Source organism: Mesorhizobium sp. WSM4837 (assembly GCF_055811435.1).
In genome coordinates, this window is the sequence record NZ_JBVVQE010000010.1 from 79,372 (window position 1) to 94,566 (window position 15,195).

Below are 15,195 nucleotides of genomic sequence, written 5' to 3' on the forward strand. Positions count from 1 at the left end.
ACGCGAAGGCGCAATCTCCCCCCTTGAGGGGGAGATGCCCGGCAGGGCAGAGGGGGGTGCCTCGCTCAGGCGTCACAATACTACCGCCCCATCAGCAAAGCGACGATCAGCCGCTGCAGATTGCCGCGCGGGGCGAATTCTACCCGGTCGAAATCGCGGCTTGCCTGCCGCTGCGCCTGGGAGAGTTCGGCAAGCCGCGTGGTCATTTCGGTCCTGATCTTTTTGCAGCCGGGATCGTCGGCGACGGACAGGCCGATGGTCGCCGTCTCGATCTTGCGGACCATGTCGACGATGATGTCGCCATGCACCTTTTCGTGGGCGGCGAGGCCAGCGGCGAAAACGTCCCAGCTCTTCTGCACGGCGGCCGGCACCGGCCCGGACGCTTTGGGCAAGGTATAGGTTATGATGAGTTTTGGGCGCGCCGACACCAGCACACAGGCATTGCCTTGCCGCTGATAGTCCCTGACCCAGGTCAGCTTGAAATTGGTATAGGCCATGGCGCGGACCCTGCTTTTGCCGATCGTCGGACCGCGCTCGCCCATCGAGGCATGGAGCTGGGGACCGGTCTGCCCTGAAACGGCGTAGGTCTCGACCTTCTCGACCGGCTTCCAGCCCGCCTGCGCCGGCGACGCCAGCAAAATGGCCAGGAGCAGGTAGGTCAGAACGGCTGTTTTCATGCGAATCCTCCGGGGCGATGCCTTTGGTGTGAGATCATCAACGCATGGCCGGAATGCGGTCAAGGCGCCGTTGCCGAACTCGCCGTTCGCATTTCGCGTCGAAAGAACCAATCAACGGCGATGTGCCGCAAACTCAATCCGCTTGGCGGGCTCGTTTTGAAATCTTCTTTCTCATTAAACTCTATAAACTTAGTAGAGTTAACGCACACAAGCGTTTTGCGAGGAGCCCAAATGTCGAAAAATCTGGTGGTGGGGCTGTCGGGCAACCTGACCCGTCCGTCGAAGACCAAGGCGTTCATCAGCCACATCGTTGCGGAGGTGGCGAGCAGCACCGGTGCAGCCTCGACCGTTTTCGACATCGAGGATCTCGGTCGGTCGTTTCCGCTGGCAAGGCGCATTGGCGATCTGGATCCATCGGCCAGGAACATCGTCGAGCGATTGCTGGGCGCCGACGTTCTGGTGGTTGGCTCGCCGACTTTCAAAGGCAGCTACACCGGGCTTTTCAAGCATTTCTTCGACCTGCTCGACCCGTCATCCCTGCGGGGAAAGCCGGTGATCCTTGCTGCAACCGGCGGCGGCGATCGTCATTCGCTGGTGGTCGAACATCAGCTGCGGCCGCTGTTCGGCTTCTTCGAGGCTTTGACCCTGCCGACCGCGATCTACGCCTCCGACAAGGACTTCGCCAACGGCGTGCTGGTGTCCGAAGCCATCCATGCTCGCGCCAGCCAAGCGGTCGCCGAAGCATGCCGTGCGGTGCCACGCAGCGTCGGTCTTGCCGCCTGAATACCGGCCCCGTGTCCTCAATTCGCTGCCCGCACAGCTCAGAAGGAGCCCGCAATGACCAGACCCAGCAAGTCGAGGCAGATCAAGCTTGGTGCTTTCCTGCCCGGTGGCGGACAGCATATCGCAGCCTGGCGCCATCCTGACGCGCCGGCCGACGGCGCGACGAATTTCGAGTTCCACAGGCAGCTCGCGCTGACGGCCGAGCGCGGCCTGTTCGACGCCTATTTCCTGGCCGACAATCTGACCGTCGGCCTCGGCGCCCGCGAAGGCGGCAATGCCAAGATCGCCGGGTTCGAGCCGGTGACGCTGTTTGCCGCATTGGCGCCGCTCACCACGCATCTGGGCTTCATCGCCACCGCCTCCACCACCTATGAGGAGCCCTATACGCTCGCCCGCAAGTTCGCCTCGCTCGACCTGCTGTCGAACGGCCGGGCCGGCTGGAATGTCGTGACCTCGGCGGGTGACGAGACCGCGCGCAATTTCAATCGCGAGACGCAGCCTGCCCACGCCGAGCGTTATGCCCGCGCGCATGAACATGTCGAGACGGTCAAGGCGCTGTGGGACAGCTGGGAAGACGATGCCTTCATCCGCGACAAGAAGTCGGGGCGCTTCTACGACAAGGACAAGCTTCACGACATCGACCACAAGGGCCGGCATTTCAGCATCAAAGGTCCGCTCAATGTGCCGCGCCCAGTGCAGGGCCACCCGGTGGTGGTGCAGGCCGGGCAGTCGGAGGACGGACGCAAGCTCGCCGCCCAGTCGGCTGAGGTCATCTTCACCGCCCATCAGAACCTGGCCTCGGCGCAAGAATTCTACCGCGATATCAAGGCGTGCGTGGCGGCAGTCGGCCGCGACCCCGGGCAGGTGCTGATCATGCCGGGCGTAGCCCCCTTCGTCGGCCGCACCGAAGAGGAAGCCCGCGCCAAGTACCAGCAGCTGAACGAGCTGATCCTGCCCGAGGATGGCGTGGCCCTGCTCAATGGGCTGGCCGGCCAGACGCTCGACATCCGGGGTTACCCGCTCGACGGACCGCTGCCGCCGAGCCGGGAAACCGAAGGCATGAAGAGCCGCCAGGCGCTGATCCGCCAGATTGCCGACGAGCACAACTTCACCATCCGCCAGCTCTACCAGTGGGTGGCGACGGCCCGCGGCCACTACACCGTGATCGGCAGCGCGGCGCAGGTTGCCGATCAGCTGGAGGAATGGTTCGGCAACGAAGCCGCCGACGGCTTCAACATCCTGCCGCCGTGGTTGCCTGGCGGGCTCGACGATTTCGTCGACCTGGTGATCCCCGAACTGCAGCGTCGCGGCCTGTTCCGCACCGCCTACGAGGGCAGGACGCTGCGCGAGAATCTCGGCCTCAGGCGGCCGGAAAACCCCTGGACCGCCGCCCGCTCCAAGGTGATGGCCGCCGAATAGATTCTCTTGAAGCAAAGGGCAAGACGATGAGTTTGCAACACATCGAGCAGCGGGTGACGATCGATGCACATGGCGGCAGAACCGGCCTTGGCGCCGATTTCCCGCGCCTGGCCAACCGCACTGTCATCCGCTTCCTGTCCCGCTACGGCATCCTGATCGCCTTCCTCGCGATCTGGCAGGTGTCGAGCAGCGCGGGATGGGTCAACGCCGCGGTGCTGCCGCCGGTCGACACGATCGTCTCCGCACTGTGGAATGGTCTGGCCGGCGGCACCTTGCTTGGCGACATCGCCATCAGCCTGCAGCGCGCCGGCCTCGCCTTCGCGGCGGCGGTGGCGGTTGCCATCCCGCTTGGTCTGTTCATGGGCCAGGTGCGCGCCGTCGAAACCGCGCTTGACCCGATCCTGCAGGTTTTCCGGCAGACCTCGGCGCTGGCGCTCTACCCGGTGTTCATCCTGCTGCTCGGGCTGGGGGAGGCATCAAAGGTCTTCGTCATCTTCTGGGCGACGCTGTTTCCGCTGCTGCTCAACACCATCAGCGGCGTCAAGCAAGTCGATCCGAAACTGCTCGAGATGGCCCGGGTCTACGGCGCCACGCGGCTCACCGCGTTTCGCCGGGTCGTGCTTCCGGGGGCCGTTCCTTCGATCTTCGTCGGCTTGAGGCTGAGTGCGACCACGGCGCTCTTGTTGCTGATTGCATCCGAAATGATCGGCGCCAACAAGGGCATCGGCTTCCAGGTGATGAACGCGCAGTACAACTTCCAGATCCCGCTGATGTTTGCAGCGATCGTCATCCTTGCCGGCCTCGGCCTGATCGCCAACCAGGCGCTGGTCAGCCTGCAGCGGCGGCTCTGCCGCTGGAGCAATCCCATCGACTGACCAGCTTTCAACCATCCTCTCCAACAGGCCCCATTCTCCAACAGGCCCCATCCTCCAACACGAAAGTCCGGACCATGCCAATCACTCGCCGTTCCCTGCTTGCGGGCGCTCCCTTTGCCGCCGGCATCATCGCCACCGGCCTGCCTCGCTTTGCCGTTGCGCAAGCCGCGCCGGTCACGTTGCGCTACCTCGCCAGCCGTGGCAGCATCTCGCCGCATGAGCTGGCGGATGCCCTCGGCTATTTCAAGGACGTCGGCGTCAAGCTTGAGAATGTCGGCTACTCCAGCGGCGGCCCGGAATCGCTGTTCGCGCTCGCCTCCGGCAGCGTCGATCTCGGCTCGGCCGCAACCGCTGCGGTGATCAATTCGATCTCCGGCGGCAACGACTTCGTCGCTGCCTATCCAAGCAACGGCATCAACGGCCAAGTGCGCAGCGTCTTCTACGTGCTGGAAGACAGCCCGATCAAATCGATTGCCGACATCGCCGGCAAGACCATTGCGGTCAACACGCTCGGCGCCCATCTCGACTATACCGTCCGCGAGGCGCTGCACGGCGTCGGCCTGCCGCCTGATGCCGCCAACCTCGTCGTCGTGCCCGGGCCGCAGCTCGAACAGACCTTGCGGTCACGCCAGGTCGATATCGCGGCACTGGGCTACTGGCAGGCGACGTTTGCCGGCGCGCTGGTCGACAAGGGCGGTGTGCGCGGCGTGTTCAACGACACCGACGTGCTGGGCGAACTGGCCGGCGGCTTCATTGTCCTGCGGCGCGACTTCATCGCGGGGCATCCGGACGGCGCCCGCAATTTCGTCGAACAGTCGGCCCGCGCCGCCGACTGGTCGCGCCAGAACACGAACGAGGCGCGCAAGGTGCTTGCGGAGATCCTCGATAAACGCGGCGAAACTGGCGAGCTGGCGCGCTACTGGACCGGCTTCGGCCTGCGCGAAGGGGCGAAGGCTGACGACCGCGACATAGACTTCTGGGTCAGCGTGCTCGAGCGCGACGGCCGGCTGCCCAAGGGCAGGCTGAAAGCCGCGGATATTCTTTACGGGCGCGGCGAAACGAAAACCAATTGATCGGGAGACGGCCATGGCCAGCACAAGCGGCGGCGAGGTCACGATACGCGACCTCTCCAAATCCTTCACCCTCGGCGGGCGCCCGCTTGCCGTGCTGAGGGCGCTCAACCTCGACATCCGCTCCGGCGAATGTCTCGTCATCGTCGGCGCCAGCGGATCGGGCAAGACCACGCTGCTGCGCATCCTTGCCGGTCTTGAGGCCGCCGACAGCGGCGGTGTCGCGATCGACGGCAGGCCGGTCCATGGCGTCGGCGCCGAGCGCGCGGTCATCTTCCAGGAACCGCGCCTGCTGCCCTGGCTGACGGTGCTCGGCAACGTCGCCTTTGGCCTCGAAGTGCGGGGCGTGCCCAAGGCGGAGGCCGAGGACAAGGCCCGCTTCTATACCGCGCTCGTCGGCCTGGCCGAATTCAGCGATGCCTATCCCAGGCAGCTTTCGGGCGGCATGGCACAGCGCGTCGGCATTGCCCGGGCCTTGACCGTGCAACCTGAAATCCTGCTGCTCGACGAGCCGCTAGGCGCGCTCGACGCCATGACCAAGATCGGCATGCAGGAGGAACTGGCGCGCATCTGGAGCGAGGAGAACGTCACCATGGTCATGGTCACCCATGATCTGGAAGAAGCGATCTATCTTGCCGACAGGGTGCTGATCCTGCCCAGGGAGAAGGGCGGCACTGTACGGCTGGTCGAGGTTGAACTGCCGCGCCCCCGCGATCGCAGCGAGAGCCAGTTCGTGCGCTACCGCGAAGAACTGCTGCGCGAGTTTGGCTTGCACTGAGACTGGGGGCACCGAGACGCTGGTGAAAGGCGCGTCTTGCGCGCCTTACTTCCCGGCCGCCCCGGTCGAGAAAAGCGCGCGCTCGACCGTCGGCTCCAGCGTTTGCGCAAAGGGCGTCGCCATGTGGTGGCGGTCGCGATAGGCCAGCTTGCCGTCGATGAAGACATGGCAGGTCTTGGCGTCGCAGAACCGGTCGGTCATGTCGATGTAGGTCGCGTTGGGGACGGCGCGCACGATGTCACGCTCCACCGCGGCCATGGCGTCGTTGGCGGCGTCGGTTCGCGGCGCGTCACATACCGATGGCGTCTGTCCACGCCACAGCGCGCGGGCCACGCAGGTGTCGACAAACATGGTGTTGAACGGCACATCGCGGATGAAGGCGACTTTCAGCCCGGCCTGGCTGAACGCCTCCAGCGTTGCGCGCAGGCCGCCCTGCCAGTCCTGATCGAGGCTTTCGGATTGCCGGGCGTCGGGCGACAGTTTGCGCGAACTGGTCAGCGCGATCTCCGAGATCACCACCAGGCTCGGGCGCAGGGCGATGATCTCCTTGATCGATTGCTCGCGCCATTGATCGCACTCGGTGTAGTCGCGCTTCAGCTTCGAGCTCCAGACCGTCAGCCGCGACGCCCGGCAGGCGGCTTTGAGCCAAGTGACGACCTTGTAGTCGTTCTTCTTCGCCGCCTCGATCAGCGGCGTCGACCAGTGATCGGCATGCGAATCGCCGAACAGCGCGATCGAGCGCTCGGTATTCTTGGCGCCGAACTCGCAGGCCCTCGGCGTCACTGTCTCGTAGTCGACAACGCAGCCTACCTTGGCGCGCGCGGTAGAGGGCTGCGCGGCAGTTTCGGCAATGATGCGTTGCGAGGGGTCGAGGCCGTCCACGGCAAGGCGCGCATTGGCGTAAGTCGCCACGACGCCGGCGCCGGTCAGCATTGCGGCGGGGATTAGCGCGCGCGCCGCGTTCGCCATCAGCCAGCCATTGCGACGGATCGGGTTTTCGATGAAATTATAGGTGAAGAGCGACAGCGCCAGCGTCAATGCGGCGCAGGCAAGCCGCCCCGGCCAGGCCAGGTCGGGCACCATCATCGTCGCATAGACGATGACCGGCCAGTGCCAGAGGTAGAGTGAGTAGGAAAGTTTCCCCACCCATTGCAGGGGCGGCAGCGCCAGCATGGCGCTCGGCCCTCTTTGGACATTGCCGGAGCCGCTGAGCAGCAGGAGCACGGTGCCGGCCACCGGCACCACCGCCGCAAAGCCGGGGAAGGGAGTGTCCTGCTCGCTGAAGGTCAGATAGGCACCGGCGATCAGCGCCAGGCCAAGCCATGCCAGTGCTGCGCCCAGTTGCGGGCGCTCTCGCCAGAATTTTACCGGCGCCATCGTCGCCAGGCCGCCGGCGGCGAATTCCCAGGCCCTGAGCGGCGAAAAATAGAAGGCCCAGGGCTGCGCCACGGTGGTGAGCCAGGCGCAGACGGCGAACGACACCGCGCCGGTGAGGCCGATCACCAGGATCGCCGTGCGCTTGCCCGGGCGCAGCCATGCCGCCAGCAGAAGCAGCCCCGGCCATACGAAATAGAACTGCTCCTCGACCGAGAGCGACCAGAAGTGGATGAAGGGGTTGTTCGCTGCGTCGGGGGCGAAATAGTCGAACGACCAGCGTATCAGCCAGAAATTGATCGCATAGGCCGAGGCGAACATGGCGCCTTTCGAATAGAGCGACTGTTCGTCCGGCGACAGGATGAAGTAGCCGGCGACCAGCGTGGCGAAGATGACGAACAGCGAGGCCGGCAGCAGGCGCCGGGCGCGCCTTGCATAGAACCGCCACAGGTCCAGCCTGCCGTCCTCGGCGATTTCCCGCAGTAGCTGGCCGGTGATCAGGTAGCCGGAGATGACGAAGAAGATGTCGACGCCGGTGAAGCCGCCAGGCAGGTCCGACAGACCAAAATGGAACGCGACGACGCCGGACACCGCCAACGCACGCAGCCCTTCGATATCAGGCCGAAACGATGCTGACACGGCAAAACCTCGCGAAGTCGTTGAAAAGCCACCCGTGCGAAGACTCGACGCAATGCATTGATATTGCAATGCAACAAATCTAACGCAGTGCAACATAAGTGGAAGTTTGCCGGGTGCAGCGCGGCATACTCGTCGGCGTGTCCTCAGCAAACGCCGCGCCAGCGCTGCCATCCGCATCCGCGGCGGCGGATTTTGGGCGGCGGGATTTTGGAGCACAAAAAGACAATTTGGCCGGGATACGGCGGGCGGGTGGCGTGCGAATTTGACTGGCGCCCGCTCCATCTGTTCGCTTTAGCCGCATTTCTTGAACGCCAAATGATTCCACCAGGCTGCAAAAATACTCTAACGGACCCGATCTCGGGCTTTAGAAGGAGCCCGCCGTTCGCGCGCCGGACTCCTCCCCTTAAAGCGCCTCGCGTTCGAAGGAAATCGACGCGCTTTAAGTCTTTGTTTCTGTGCCTGTCGTTACCCCAAAACCGCTGCGCGCCCTCGGGTCAGGCCCGAGGGCATGCTTTTGGGCGACATGCATCAGTCGTCACCGATCACGCATGCGCTGGCGGATGATGACGGGAGTCCCAGAGTGCCCAGGCCGATGCCGCAACCACCAGCAAGCCGAGGACAATGTGGGTCGCCATTGCGTTGGCGTTTGCCACGAAGCCGAGCAGCCAGGGCGAGGCGATCAGCCAGAGCCCGACGACAAGGTTCACCCACTCTTCCCATTCGGCGAATACTGAAAGCGCCGCGAGAGCCAGGGCGCCGAGCAAGATCGCGGCAATCCAGGCGTTCCAGGCAGCAGCGGTTTCAGCAGCGAAGCCGACAACCCAGGGTGAGATGAACAGGCATGCCGCTAGGATCAGGTTGATCCAATCCTGGGGCTTCTTTCCTTCCATCAGATCGTTTGCCATGACAACCTCCACAGATGAAGCTTGACCAAAGCACTACGTCGCGTGCAACGCACGCTTAGTCATTGATATATCGCAGTTTCGCGCGCTTTCAAGGCGTGGCTCCGGGGCGCCGGTTACCCACCGAGTGCCGGGCGCGATCACGCCTTTTTCAGGAACTCGGTCTTCAGCACCAGGCCCTTGACCTGCTTGGTGCTGCACTCGATCTCGCCGGGATTGCCGGTGAGGCGGATGTTCTTCACCAGCGTGCCGCGCTTGATCGTCTCCGACGTGCCCTTGACCTTCAAATCCTTGATCAGGGTGACGGAATCGCCCTCGTTCAACTGCGCGCCGTTGCTGTCTCTTACGATCGCGTCTGTCATATCAGGGTCTTTCATCGAAGCCGGACAACGGACTATCCGGCGGATGGCGGCAAGGTCAAGCGTGGTGGCAAACTGTGCCATCTCTGGCGCCTGAAGCGGCAGGGCACCCGCGTTGCTCATGTCAGGTGGCCTCATCGCCGTCGAAGTCGGCAATGCCTCGTGATTGAAGCCGATTTCAAGGGAACGTGGGGATCACAGCCTGGCGCGCCGCCGGCTGGCCGGTCGATCAAGTGGCCTTCGATCAAGTGACTTGTCGAACAGGGGGCGCGTCGATCACGGGCACCGCAAGCGTGGCACGGTCGACCAAGAAGATAGAGTCCCGCCACAAGGGATGGATGGACTCTAGAAATCGAAATAGATCGCCGGCGGATACGTGCTGGACGCATTTTTGTCGACCGGCGTGGCCATCGCGCCGGAGGAGTCGGTAATCCCACCAGTGGGCTTGTTGTCGAGCGGCGGCCGGCTTTTCTCGGCCGTGGCCGCTTTCGCATCGGTGGCAACGACTTTCTTTTTAGCCTCGACGGGTTGCGAAAGGGCGAGCACCGCGAGAAGTGCAGATAGAGCAAGTTTCATGACGGCGTCCCTCAATGGTTAACGTAAGGTTAACCCCAGCCGCCGGCCCAAACACCGCCGCAGGGTGGAAAGGCGTGGAATTCTCTGGAATTCCTGGAATATGGCTTGTGGAAAAGTGCGGCTACGGGGGAAACGGAGCAGGTGCCGGCACGTGTAGGCTTGCAGCCGCATCAGGCCGAAGCCTGGAGCGGCCGCGACCGAACCCAGACATCCAGTCGCGCTTGGCCGCTCAATGTCGCGGCCAACGCTGGTGTGAAGATCAATCCCTGAAGCCGTTCGAGTCGAGCAGGGCGACCTGCTTGCCGTCGATGAAAAAGCGTATCACGTGCGCGCCGCCGTCGACTTCGATGCGCGTCGGATCGATGATCGGCGCCGCAGGAGCCGCCTTGCCATATGTCGCTGCCGCGCGCGAGCCGGCAGCGGCACGCGACGGTCCATCCGGCCCGAAGGTCAGCAGCAGCAGTGCAGCGGATCCAGCCGCAACCGCGGTGAAAGGGATTTTGGGGGAGGCAATCCACGACATCGAATTATTCCTTCCTTGTTGAGGCGGCATCTACGCTGGTTTGTGCCGGTGCCGAGAGCTCGGCTTCGCCGTCGTTCAAATGACTGAGGAAGGGTGTTGGTATTCAAGCGAGATAGCGTGAGTTTCATAACTTGCCCTTGCCCTGCGCGACCTTAGCGCCGCCCGGCTGGGCGAAAAGCGCAGGCGCGTGGAGCGGCGTGGAATTCTGCGGATTTCCTGGAATATGGACTTTAGGAGAGTTCCGGCCGGCAATGAATGCGGTGGGAGCAAGTGCTGGCACATGTTATGCCTTGCGGTGGCATAAAGGGGCAGATGGGGATGGCACAGCATATCGCGCAGAAGTTACGGTTGACCGCAGCCTTGCTGGGAACCGTCGCCCGCAAGGATTTGGCGGCGGCGTTCCGGGGCGTCAACCCGAAGACGGCGTTCGATCTCGGCCGCGCCGATAAATGGCTGCAGGGGCGCGCCCAGCCACGCGAGCTCAGCGTCTACGACGACTGGTCGAAGCTTCTCAAGCTGGAGCAGCCCGGCGCCTGGATCGCCGAGAGCGACCTGCCAGGTTTTACCGCGGCGATCTGTGCCCGCCACGGCATCGACAGGGCCGAACTGGAGCGCCGCGCCGGTGCGCATTTCGAGACCGCTGCCGGGCATGAGGAGCGGAGCCTTGGATTGGCCCTTGCCGGAACCTACGCCTGTTATTCGCGCGCCTTGTCGCCCTATTATCGCGGCCAGCTGATCAGGGGCAGCCTGTCGATTGCGGCCGGGTCGGGGGCGCACGGCCTGACCGCCGCTTATCGCGAGACCTTGCCGACCGGGCAGCTGCTGCTCGGTGGGCAGGTGACGTCGGCAAAACGCGGGCTTTATGCGCATCTGAAGGAAGCCAGCGGCGAGGCGCAGTTCTTTTTATGCCTGTTTCCGCACTCGCGGCCCGGAAGCGCGCTAGGCGGCTACCTGTGCGGCACCACCATCATCGGCCCGGAGCCGCAGCCATCCCTGACTAGGATTCTGATCGTCCGCTTGCGCAATCCGGCGCCCGAGGCCTGGGGCGGATATCTGCCGCCCGATGCGTCGATCGCTAGGGATTTGGCTTCGCTTGGCGTGGCAATTGAGCAGCCGGAAACGGTCGACCGGCAGCTGGCCCAATTCCTCGTCGGAGACAGCAAGGACGGCGGTGCCAGCCAGATCCCGCCGGCCGAGTTCCGAGCCATCCTCGACGTGTTCGACCGACATTGGCTGCGTCATTCGGATTAAGCCTGACCTCGTCTTCTGCCAGTGCGGAACCCGATCACTACGTCAGTTGTTGTGGCCGACGACCAACCGCCCGTCCGGCTGTCCATTTGGGCCGCCAAGCCCTTGCCGCTCGCGTTTTCGAGCTCGCCGGTGCGAAGAAGCGAAAGTTGCGCGCCGGGTCAATATGCCCGATCATGGTGATTGGCAGGGTGGAGGCATCAAGTGGCGGCCAATCGGCGAAACGGCATGCACCCGTCGGAGCCCGGGCTGGTGGGCGTGGTTTCCGCTGCCATGGCCCTGCCGCGCATGTCGCTGCCCACCGTCGCGACCGTCGCGGCGGCGGTTGCGGCCCTGTATTTCGGGCGCGAGGTTTTCCTGCCGATCGCAATCGCCCTGCTACTGACCTTTGCGCTTGCACCCTTGGTTTCGGCACTCAAACGGGTCGGCATTCCCCGTCTGCCCGCGGTCATCGCCAGTGTGCTGGGCGCATTCACGGTCCTTGCGCTGTTCTCCTTCATTGTCGCCACGCAGGTCAGCGAACTGGCGCAGAACATCCCGCTTTACCAGTCAAATATCCTGACCAAAGTCCGATCCCTGAAGGAGTCCGGCGTCGGCGGCGGCGTCATCGCCAGGCTGAGCGAGGCGATCGAACGCGTTGGCCAGGAACTCGACAGGCAGGAAACCTCACCGCCCGCCGCGGATCAGCCACGGCGCGAGCCGGTGCCTGTCGAGATCATCGCACGCGAAAGGCCGCTTCAGGTTCTGCAGAACCTGATCGGCCCGCTGATCAGCCCGCTGGCATCGGCCGGCCTGATCGTCGTCGTCGTCATTTTCATGCTGCTCGAGCGCGAGGACCTGCGCGACCGTTTCATACGCCTCGTCGGCTATGGTGATCTTCATCGAACAACCGAGGCGCTCCAGGATGCCGGCAAGCGGGTCGGCCGGTATCTTCTCATGCAGTTGGTCGTGAATATCGTCTATGCCATACCGGTTACAGCAGGGCTTTGGATTCTGGGGATACCCAATGCGCTGCTGTGGGGCTTGCTGGCGCTGGCGCTGCGCTTTGTTCCCTATATCGGCCCGATCATTGGTGCGCTGCTGCCGCTGTTCCTGGCGCTTGCCGTAGCGCCTGGCTGGTCGCTCGTGCTGTGGACCGCCGGTCTGTTCGTGGTCATGGAAATAATCACCGGCAATGTCGTCGAACCGTGGCTCTACGGTTCACGAACGGGGCTTTCGCCATTGGCCATCATCGTTGCGGCGATCTTCTGGACCTGGCTCTGGGGCCCGCTGGGCCTGGTCCTGTCGACGCCGCTCACGGTCTGCCTCGTCGTGCTCGGCAGGCACGTGCCGCAATTCGAATTCCTCGACGTCCTGTTCGGCAACGAACCGGTGCTCGAACCCCACGCCCGGCTCTACCAACGGCTGCTGGCCGGCGATCCAGAGGAAGCCACGGATCACGCCGAGGAGATGCTGGAGGAAAAATATCTGTTCGAATTCTATGACAAGGTCGCCATTGCCGCACTGCTGCTCGGCGAGCAGGATCGGGTGCGCGGCGTCATGGGCGATGAGCAAAGACGGCGGGTGGCGGCCAGCGCGCAGATGCTGGTGGCGAACCTCGACGACAGCGCACGGGAGGAAGCGGAGGAGGACGATGATCCGGCCACAGCCGAACCTGCGCCGGCGGACAAGGACAAGCAGGCTCAAGCGGAGGGCGAGGACGACACTGAGCTGCCGGATGGCACGGACATGTCGGTGCTGTGTGCCGGCGGCCGCGGCGAACTCGACGATGCCGCCGCCGCCATGCTGGCGCAGGTGCTCGAAGTCCAGGGGGCGACGGTCTCGAAGGCGAGCTTTGCCGATATGGATCCGACTGGCATTCGCCGGCTCGAGCTCGACGCTGTCGACACCGTTGTGGTCGGATTCCTGAACCGCGACTCGGTCAAGCACGCCCGTTTTCTTGTTCGTCGGCTGAAACGTGCCAGGTCGGCGCTGCGGGTAGGCATCGTGTTCTGGTCGAAGGACGGCGACGACAAAAAGACAGAAGTCGAATGGACCAATGACATCAACGCCGATTTTGTGGCGTTTGGCATGGTCGAAGCCGTTCTGGGCGCATTGTCGAGCGATCCGCCGGTTGCGCTGAAGGTCGCTGCCAAGCGCCGCATGCGCCGCCGGCCGCGCCCGGCCAGGAAGGCGCCGCTTGCGGCTGCAAAGTAAGAGACTGTTTGGAAACTCTACTCCGGCGGCCATCTGATGGCGTTTTCTGTGCTTCCGGTGCTCACGGACCCAAATGTCCGCTGCGCTCCGGTTCTCGAAACCACCACCATATGACTCGCCGGAGCGACTTTCGAAACAGCCTCTGAGGTCGTAGCTCGCCCTCACGTCCAGAAATAGCGCACCGTGTGAAAGAAAACCGGGGCGGCGAAGACCAGGCTGTCGGCGCGGTCCATCATGCCGCCATGGCCCTCGATCAGATGGCCCCAGTCCTTCACCCCCTGGTCGCGCTTGATGGCGGAGGCGACCAGCCCGCCGAGGAAGCCCATCAGGCAGGCGATGAAGGCCACGCCCGCCGCCTGCAGCGGCGAAAACGGCGTCAGGAACGACAGCAGCGCGCCAAGCAGGCTCGACGTCGCCAGCCCGCCGACCAGCCCTTCCCAGGTCTTCGACGGCGAAACCTTCGGCGACATCAGGTGCCTGCCGAACAGCTTGCCGAAGATGTATTGCAGCACGTCGCTGCCTTGCACGGTGATGATCAGGAAAGCGACCAGCAACAAGTTGCGGCCTTCGAAGCCGGGCACGTCGAGCGTCAGCAGCGCCGGCACGTGGCTGACGCAATAGACCGAGATCATGACCGCCCATTGCTGCGCCGAGATGCGCTCGAGAAAGCGCTCGGTGTCGCCGTGCAGCGCGGTGATCGCCGGCATCAGCAGGAAGCAGTAGACCGGGATGAAGATGGTGAACAGGCCGTACCAGGCGGTCCATACCAGCCAGTACTGGAATGGGATGATGAGGCCGAACATGCCGAGCAGCACCCAATGGTCGCTGCGGCGGCTGTGCGTCAGCGTCACGAATTCGCGCAAGGCGGCAAACGAGATCAGCGCGAACAGGATGGTCATGCCGGCGCGGCCGAAGATGAAGGCGACGGTGATCGCCACCACCATCACCCACCAGGCGTTGATGCGCTGGTTGAGGTTGACCAGCGTCGACGACAGCGGCTTCGGCGCGCGCCACGACAGGATGCCGGCGACCAGGCTTGCCGTGGTCAGCACAGCAGTGAGGCCGACAACCATGATAAGGGTCTCGTGCATCATTGGCATCGTGTTCTAATCGCCTCTTAGCGGGCGTGGGTTCAGCGCCAGCAGCGTCTCGCGGGCGCGGTCGAGAAAGGCGCGGCGTTCCTCGCCGGGCGCAATGGCGATCGGCGCGCCGAAGACCACCCGGCAGAGCAGCGGCACCGGCACGAACTGGCCCTTGGGCAGCACCCGCGACATGTTCTCGATCCAGCACGGGATGAGTTCGACGTCGGGCCGCGCCATCGACAGATTGTAGAGGCCGGAGCGGAACGGCAGCAGCGGCTGGTCGGTCATGTTGCGCGTGCCCTCGGGGAAGATGATCAGCGAATGGCCCTCGTCGAGCACCGACAGCATGACCGAGATCGGGTTCTGCGCCTCATCGGTCCACTGCCGGTGGATCAGCACGGAGGACAGCATGTCCTGCGCGATGAACCGGCGCAGCCGCGATTTTCCCCAATAGTCGGCGGCAGCGACCGCATGGGTGCGGGCGCGCTGCTTCTCGCTGAGGCAGGCCGACAGCAGGATGAAATCGCCGTGGCTGGCATGATTGGCGAAGTAGATGCGCTGCCGGTCCGACGGCTGGCTGCCGTTCCAGATCGGCCGCACGCCGGTCACCGCCCAGGCCAGCGCCGACAGGCCGACGGAGGTCACGGTCTGCAGCAGGGTGAAGCTCCTTGTGCCGAGCCTGCTCATCGTCGGG

General features: G+C 64.1%; 15 protein-coding genes. 7 read left to right on the plus strand and 8 right to left on the minus strand.

The annotated features are described in order from the left end of the window. Positions 1-80: 80 nt before the first annotated feature. Positions 81-677 (minus strand): DUF922 domain-containing Zn-dependent protease, encoded by a 597-nt coding sequence (locus tag AC0L3D_RS08160; RefSeq protein ID WP_023799064.1) that lies wholly within the window; start codon positions 675-677, stop codon positions 81-83. A 231-nt stretch (positions 678-908) separates the two neighbouring features. Between AC0L3D_RS08160 and msuE the strand changes: the two genes are divergently transcribed. The 5 genes from msuE (at position 909) to AC0L3D_RS08185 (ending at position 5,602) form a co-directional block, all read left to right on the plus strand. After that, positions 909-1,460 carry an FMN reductase gene (gene msuE, locus AC0L3D_RS08165; RefSeq protein ID WP_128246992.1) on the plus strand — a complete coding sequence of 184 codons (552 nt, stop codon included), beginning with the start codon at positions 909-911 and terminating at the stop codon, positions 1,458-1,460. Positions 1,461-1,514: 54 nt separating this feature from the next. Further along, positions 1,515-2,879 (plus strand): LLM class flavin-dependent oxidoreductase, encoded by a 1,365-nt coding sequence (locus tag AC0L3D_RS08170; RefSeq protein ID WP_473643817.1) that lies wholly within the window; start codon positions 1,515-1,517, stop codon positions 2,877-2,879. A 26-nt stretch (positions 2,880-2,905) separates the two neighbouring features. Next, on the plus strand, positions 2,906-3,754 hold the full coding sequence (locus AC0L3D_RS08175) for an ABC transporter permease (protein WP_128170709.1): 849 nt from the start codon (positions 2,906-2,908) through the stop codon (positions 3,752-3,754). A 74-nt stretch (positions 3,755-3,828) separates the two neighbouring features. Continuing rightward, on the plus strand, positions 3,829-4,827 hold the full coding sequence (locus AC0L3D_RS08180; RefSeq protein WP_473643819.1) for an ABC transporter substrate-binding protein: 999 nt from the start codon (positions 3,829-3,831) through the stop codon (positions 4,825-4,827). Between the two features lie 13 nt (positions 4,828-4,840). After that, entirely contained in the window at positions 4,841-5,602 is a 762-nt protein-coding gene (locus AC0L3D_RS08185; RefSeq protein ID WP_128170711.1) for an ABC transporter ATP-binding protein, read from the plus strand. 45 nt (positions 5,603-5,647) lie between these two features. On the opposite strand, the gene AC0L3D_RS08190 is transcribed toward AC0L3D_RS08185, so the two are convergent. The 5 genes from AC0L3D_RS08190 to AC0L3D_RS08210 form a co-directional block, all read right to left on the minus strand. Next, complete coding sequence (locus AC0L3D_RS08190; protein WP_473643822.1) at positions 5,648-7,615, minus strand: acyltransferase family protein; 1,968 nt, start codon at positions 7,613-7,615, stop codon at positions 5,648-5,650. Positions 7,616-8,157: 542 nt separating this feature from the next. Beyond that, positions 8,158-8,520: an SPW repeat protein gene (locus AC0L3D_RS08195; protein ID WP_473643823.1), complete on the minus strand. Its 363-nt coding sequence runs from the start codon at positions 8,518-8,520 to the stop codon at positions 8,158-8,160. A gap of 137 nt (positions 8,521-8,657) precedes the next feature. Continuing rightward, positions 8,658-8,879 carry an alkylphosphonate utilization protein gene (locus AC0L3D_RS08200; protein ID WP_027154286.1) on the minus strand — a complete coding sequence of 74 codons (222 nt, stop codon included), beginning with the start codon at positions 8,877-8,879 and terminating at the stop codon, positions 8,658-8,660. A 342-nt stretch (positions 8,880-9,221) separates the two neighbouring features. After that, entirely contained in the window at positions 9,222-9,452 is a 231-nt protein-coding gene (locus AC0L3D_RS08205; protein WP_473643825.1) for a hypothetical protein, read from the minus strand. Between the two features lie 259 nt (positions 9,453-9,711). Next, positions 9,712-9,975, minus strand: a complete 264-nt coding sequence (locus AC0L3D_RS08210; protein ID WP_473643827.1) for a hypothetical protein — start codon at positions 9,973-9,975, stop codon at positions 9,712-9,714. A 318-nt stretch (positions 9,976-10,293) separates the two neighbouring features. Here AC0L3D_RS08210 and AC0L3D_RS08215 point away from each other — a divergent pair, with 318 nt between their 5' ends. Together AC0L3D_RS08215 and AC0L3D_RS08220 are read left to right on the plus strand one after the other, a co-directional pair. Next, positions 10,294-11,226, plus strand: coding sequence for a hypothetical protein (locus tag AC0L3D_RS08215; protein ID WP_473643829.1), 933 nt, complete (start codon positions 10,294-10,296; stop codon positions 11,224-11,226). Between the two features lie 201 nt (positions 11,227-11,427). Continuing rightward, positions 11,428-13,419: an AI-2E family transporter gene (locus AC0L3D_RS08220; RefSeq protein ID WP_473643830.1), complete on the plus strand. Its 1,992-nt coding sequence runs from the start codon at positions 11,428-11,430 to the stop codon at positions 13,417-13,419. A gap of 161 nt (positions 13,420-13,580) precedes the next feature. Here the strand turns inward: AC0L3D_RS08220 and AC0L3D_RS08225 are convergent, their stop codons facing one another. Further along, on the minus strand, positions 13,581-14,519 hold the full coding sequence (locus AC0L3D_RS08225) for a phosphatidate cytidylyltransferase (RefSeq protein ID WP_473643832.1): 939 nt from the start codon (positions 14,517-14,519) through the stop codon (positions 13,581-13,583). A 6-nt stretch (positions 14,520-14,525) separates the two neighbouring features. Then, a complete protein-coding gene (locus AC0L3D_RS08230; RefSeq protein WP_128173013.1) occupies positions 14,526-15,188 on the minus strand; it encodes a lysophospholipid acyltransferase family protein in 663 nt (220 codons plus the stop codon). Between the last annotated feature and the right edge of the window lie 7 nt (positions 15,189-15,195).

Coding starts and splice junctions, on each gene's coding strand:
- AC0L3D_RS08160 (WP_023799064.1), bottom strand. CDS start 677: ATGAAAACAGCCGTTCTGACCTACCTGCTCCTGGCCATTTTGCTGGCG.
- msuE (WP_128246992.1), top strand. CDS start 909: ATGTCGAAAAATCTGGTGGTGGGGCTGTCGGGCAACCTGACCCGTCCG.
- AC0L3D_RS08170 (WP_473643817.1), top strand. CDS start 1,515: ATGACCAGACCCAGCAAGTCGAGGCAGATCAAGCTTGGTGCTTTCCTG.
- AC0L3D_RS08175 (WP_128170709.1), top strand. CDS start 2,906: ATGAGTTTGCAACACATCGAGCAGCGGGTGACGATCGATGCACATGGC.
- AC0L3D_RS08180 (WP_473643819.1), top strand. CDS start 3,829: ATGCCAATCACTCGCCGTTCCCTGCTTGCGGGCGCTCCCTTTGCCGCC.
- AC0L3D_RS08185 (WP_128170711.1), top strand. CDS start 4,841: ATGGCCAGCACAAGCGGCGGCGAGGTCACGATACGCGACCTCTCCAAA.
- AC0L3D_RS08195 (WP_473643823.1), bottom strand. CDS start 8,520: ATGGCAAACGATCTGATGGAAGGAAAGAAGCCCCAGGATTGGATCAAC.
- AC0L3D_RS08200 (WP_027154286.1), bottom strand. CDS start 8,879: ATGACAGACGCGATCGTAAGAGACAGCAACGGCGCGCAGTTGAACGAG.
- AC0L3D_RS08205 (WP_473643825.1), bottom strand. CDS start 9,452: ATGAAACTTGCTCTATCTGCACTTCTCGCGGTGCTCGCCCTTTCGCAA.
- AC0L3D_RS08210 (WP_473643827.1), bottom strand. CDS start 9,975: ATGTCGTGGATTGCCTCCCCCAAAATCCCTTTCACCGCGGTTGCGGCT.
- AC0L3D_RS08215 (WP_473643829.1), top strand. CDS start 10,294: ATGGCACAGCATATCGCGCAGAAGTTACGGTTGACCGCAGCCTTGCTG.
- AC0L3D_RS08225 (WP_473643832.1), bottom strand. CDS start 14,519: ATGCCAATGATGCACGAGACCCTTATCATGGTTGTCGGCCTCACTGCT.
- AC0L3D_RS08230 (WP_128173013.1), bottom strand. CDS start 15,188: ATGAGCAGGCTCGGCACAAGGAGCTTCACCCTGCTGCAGACCGTGACC.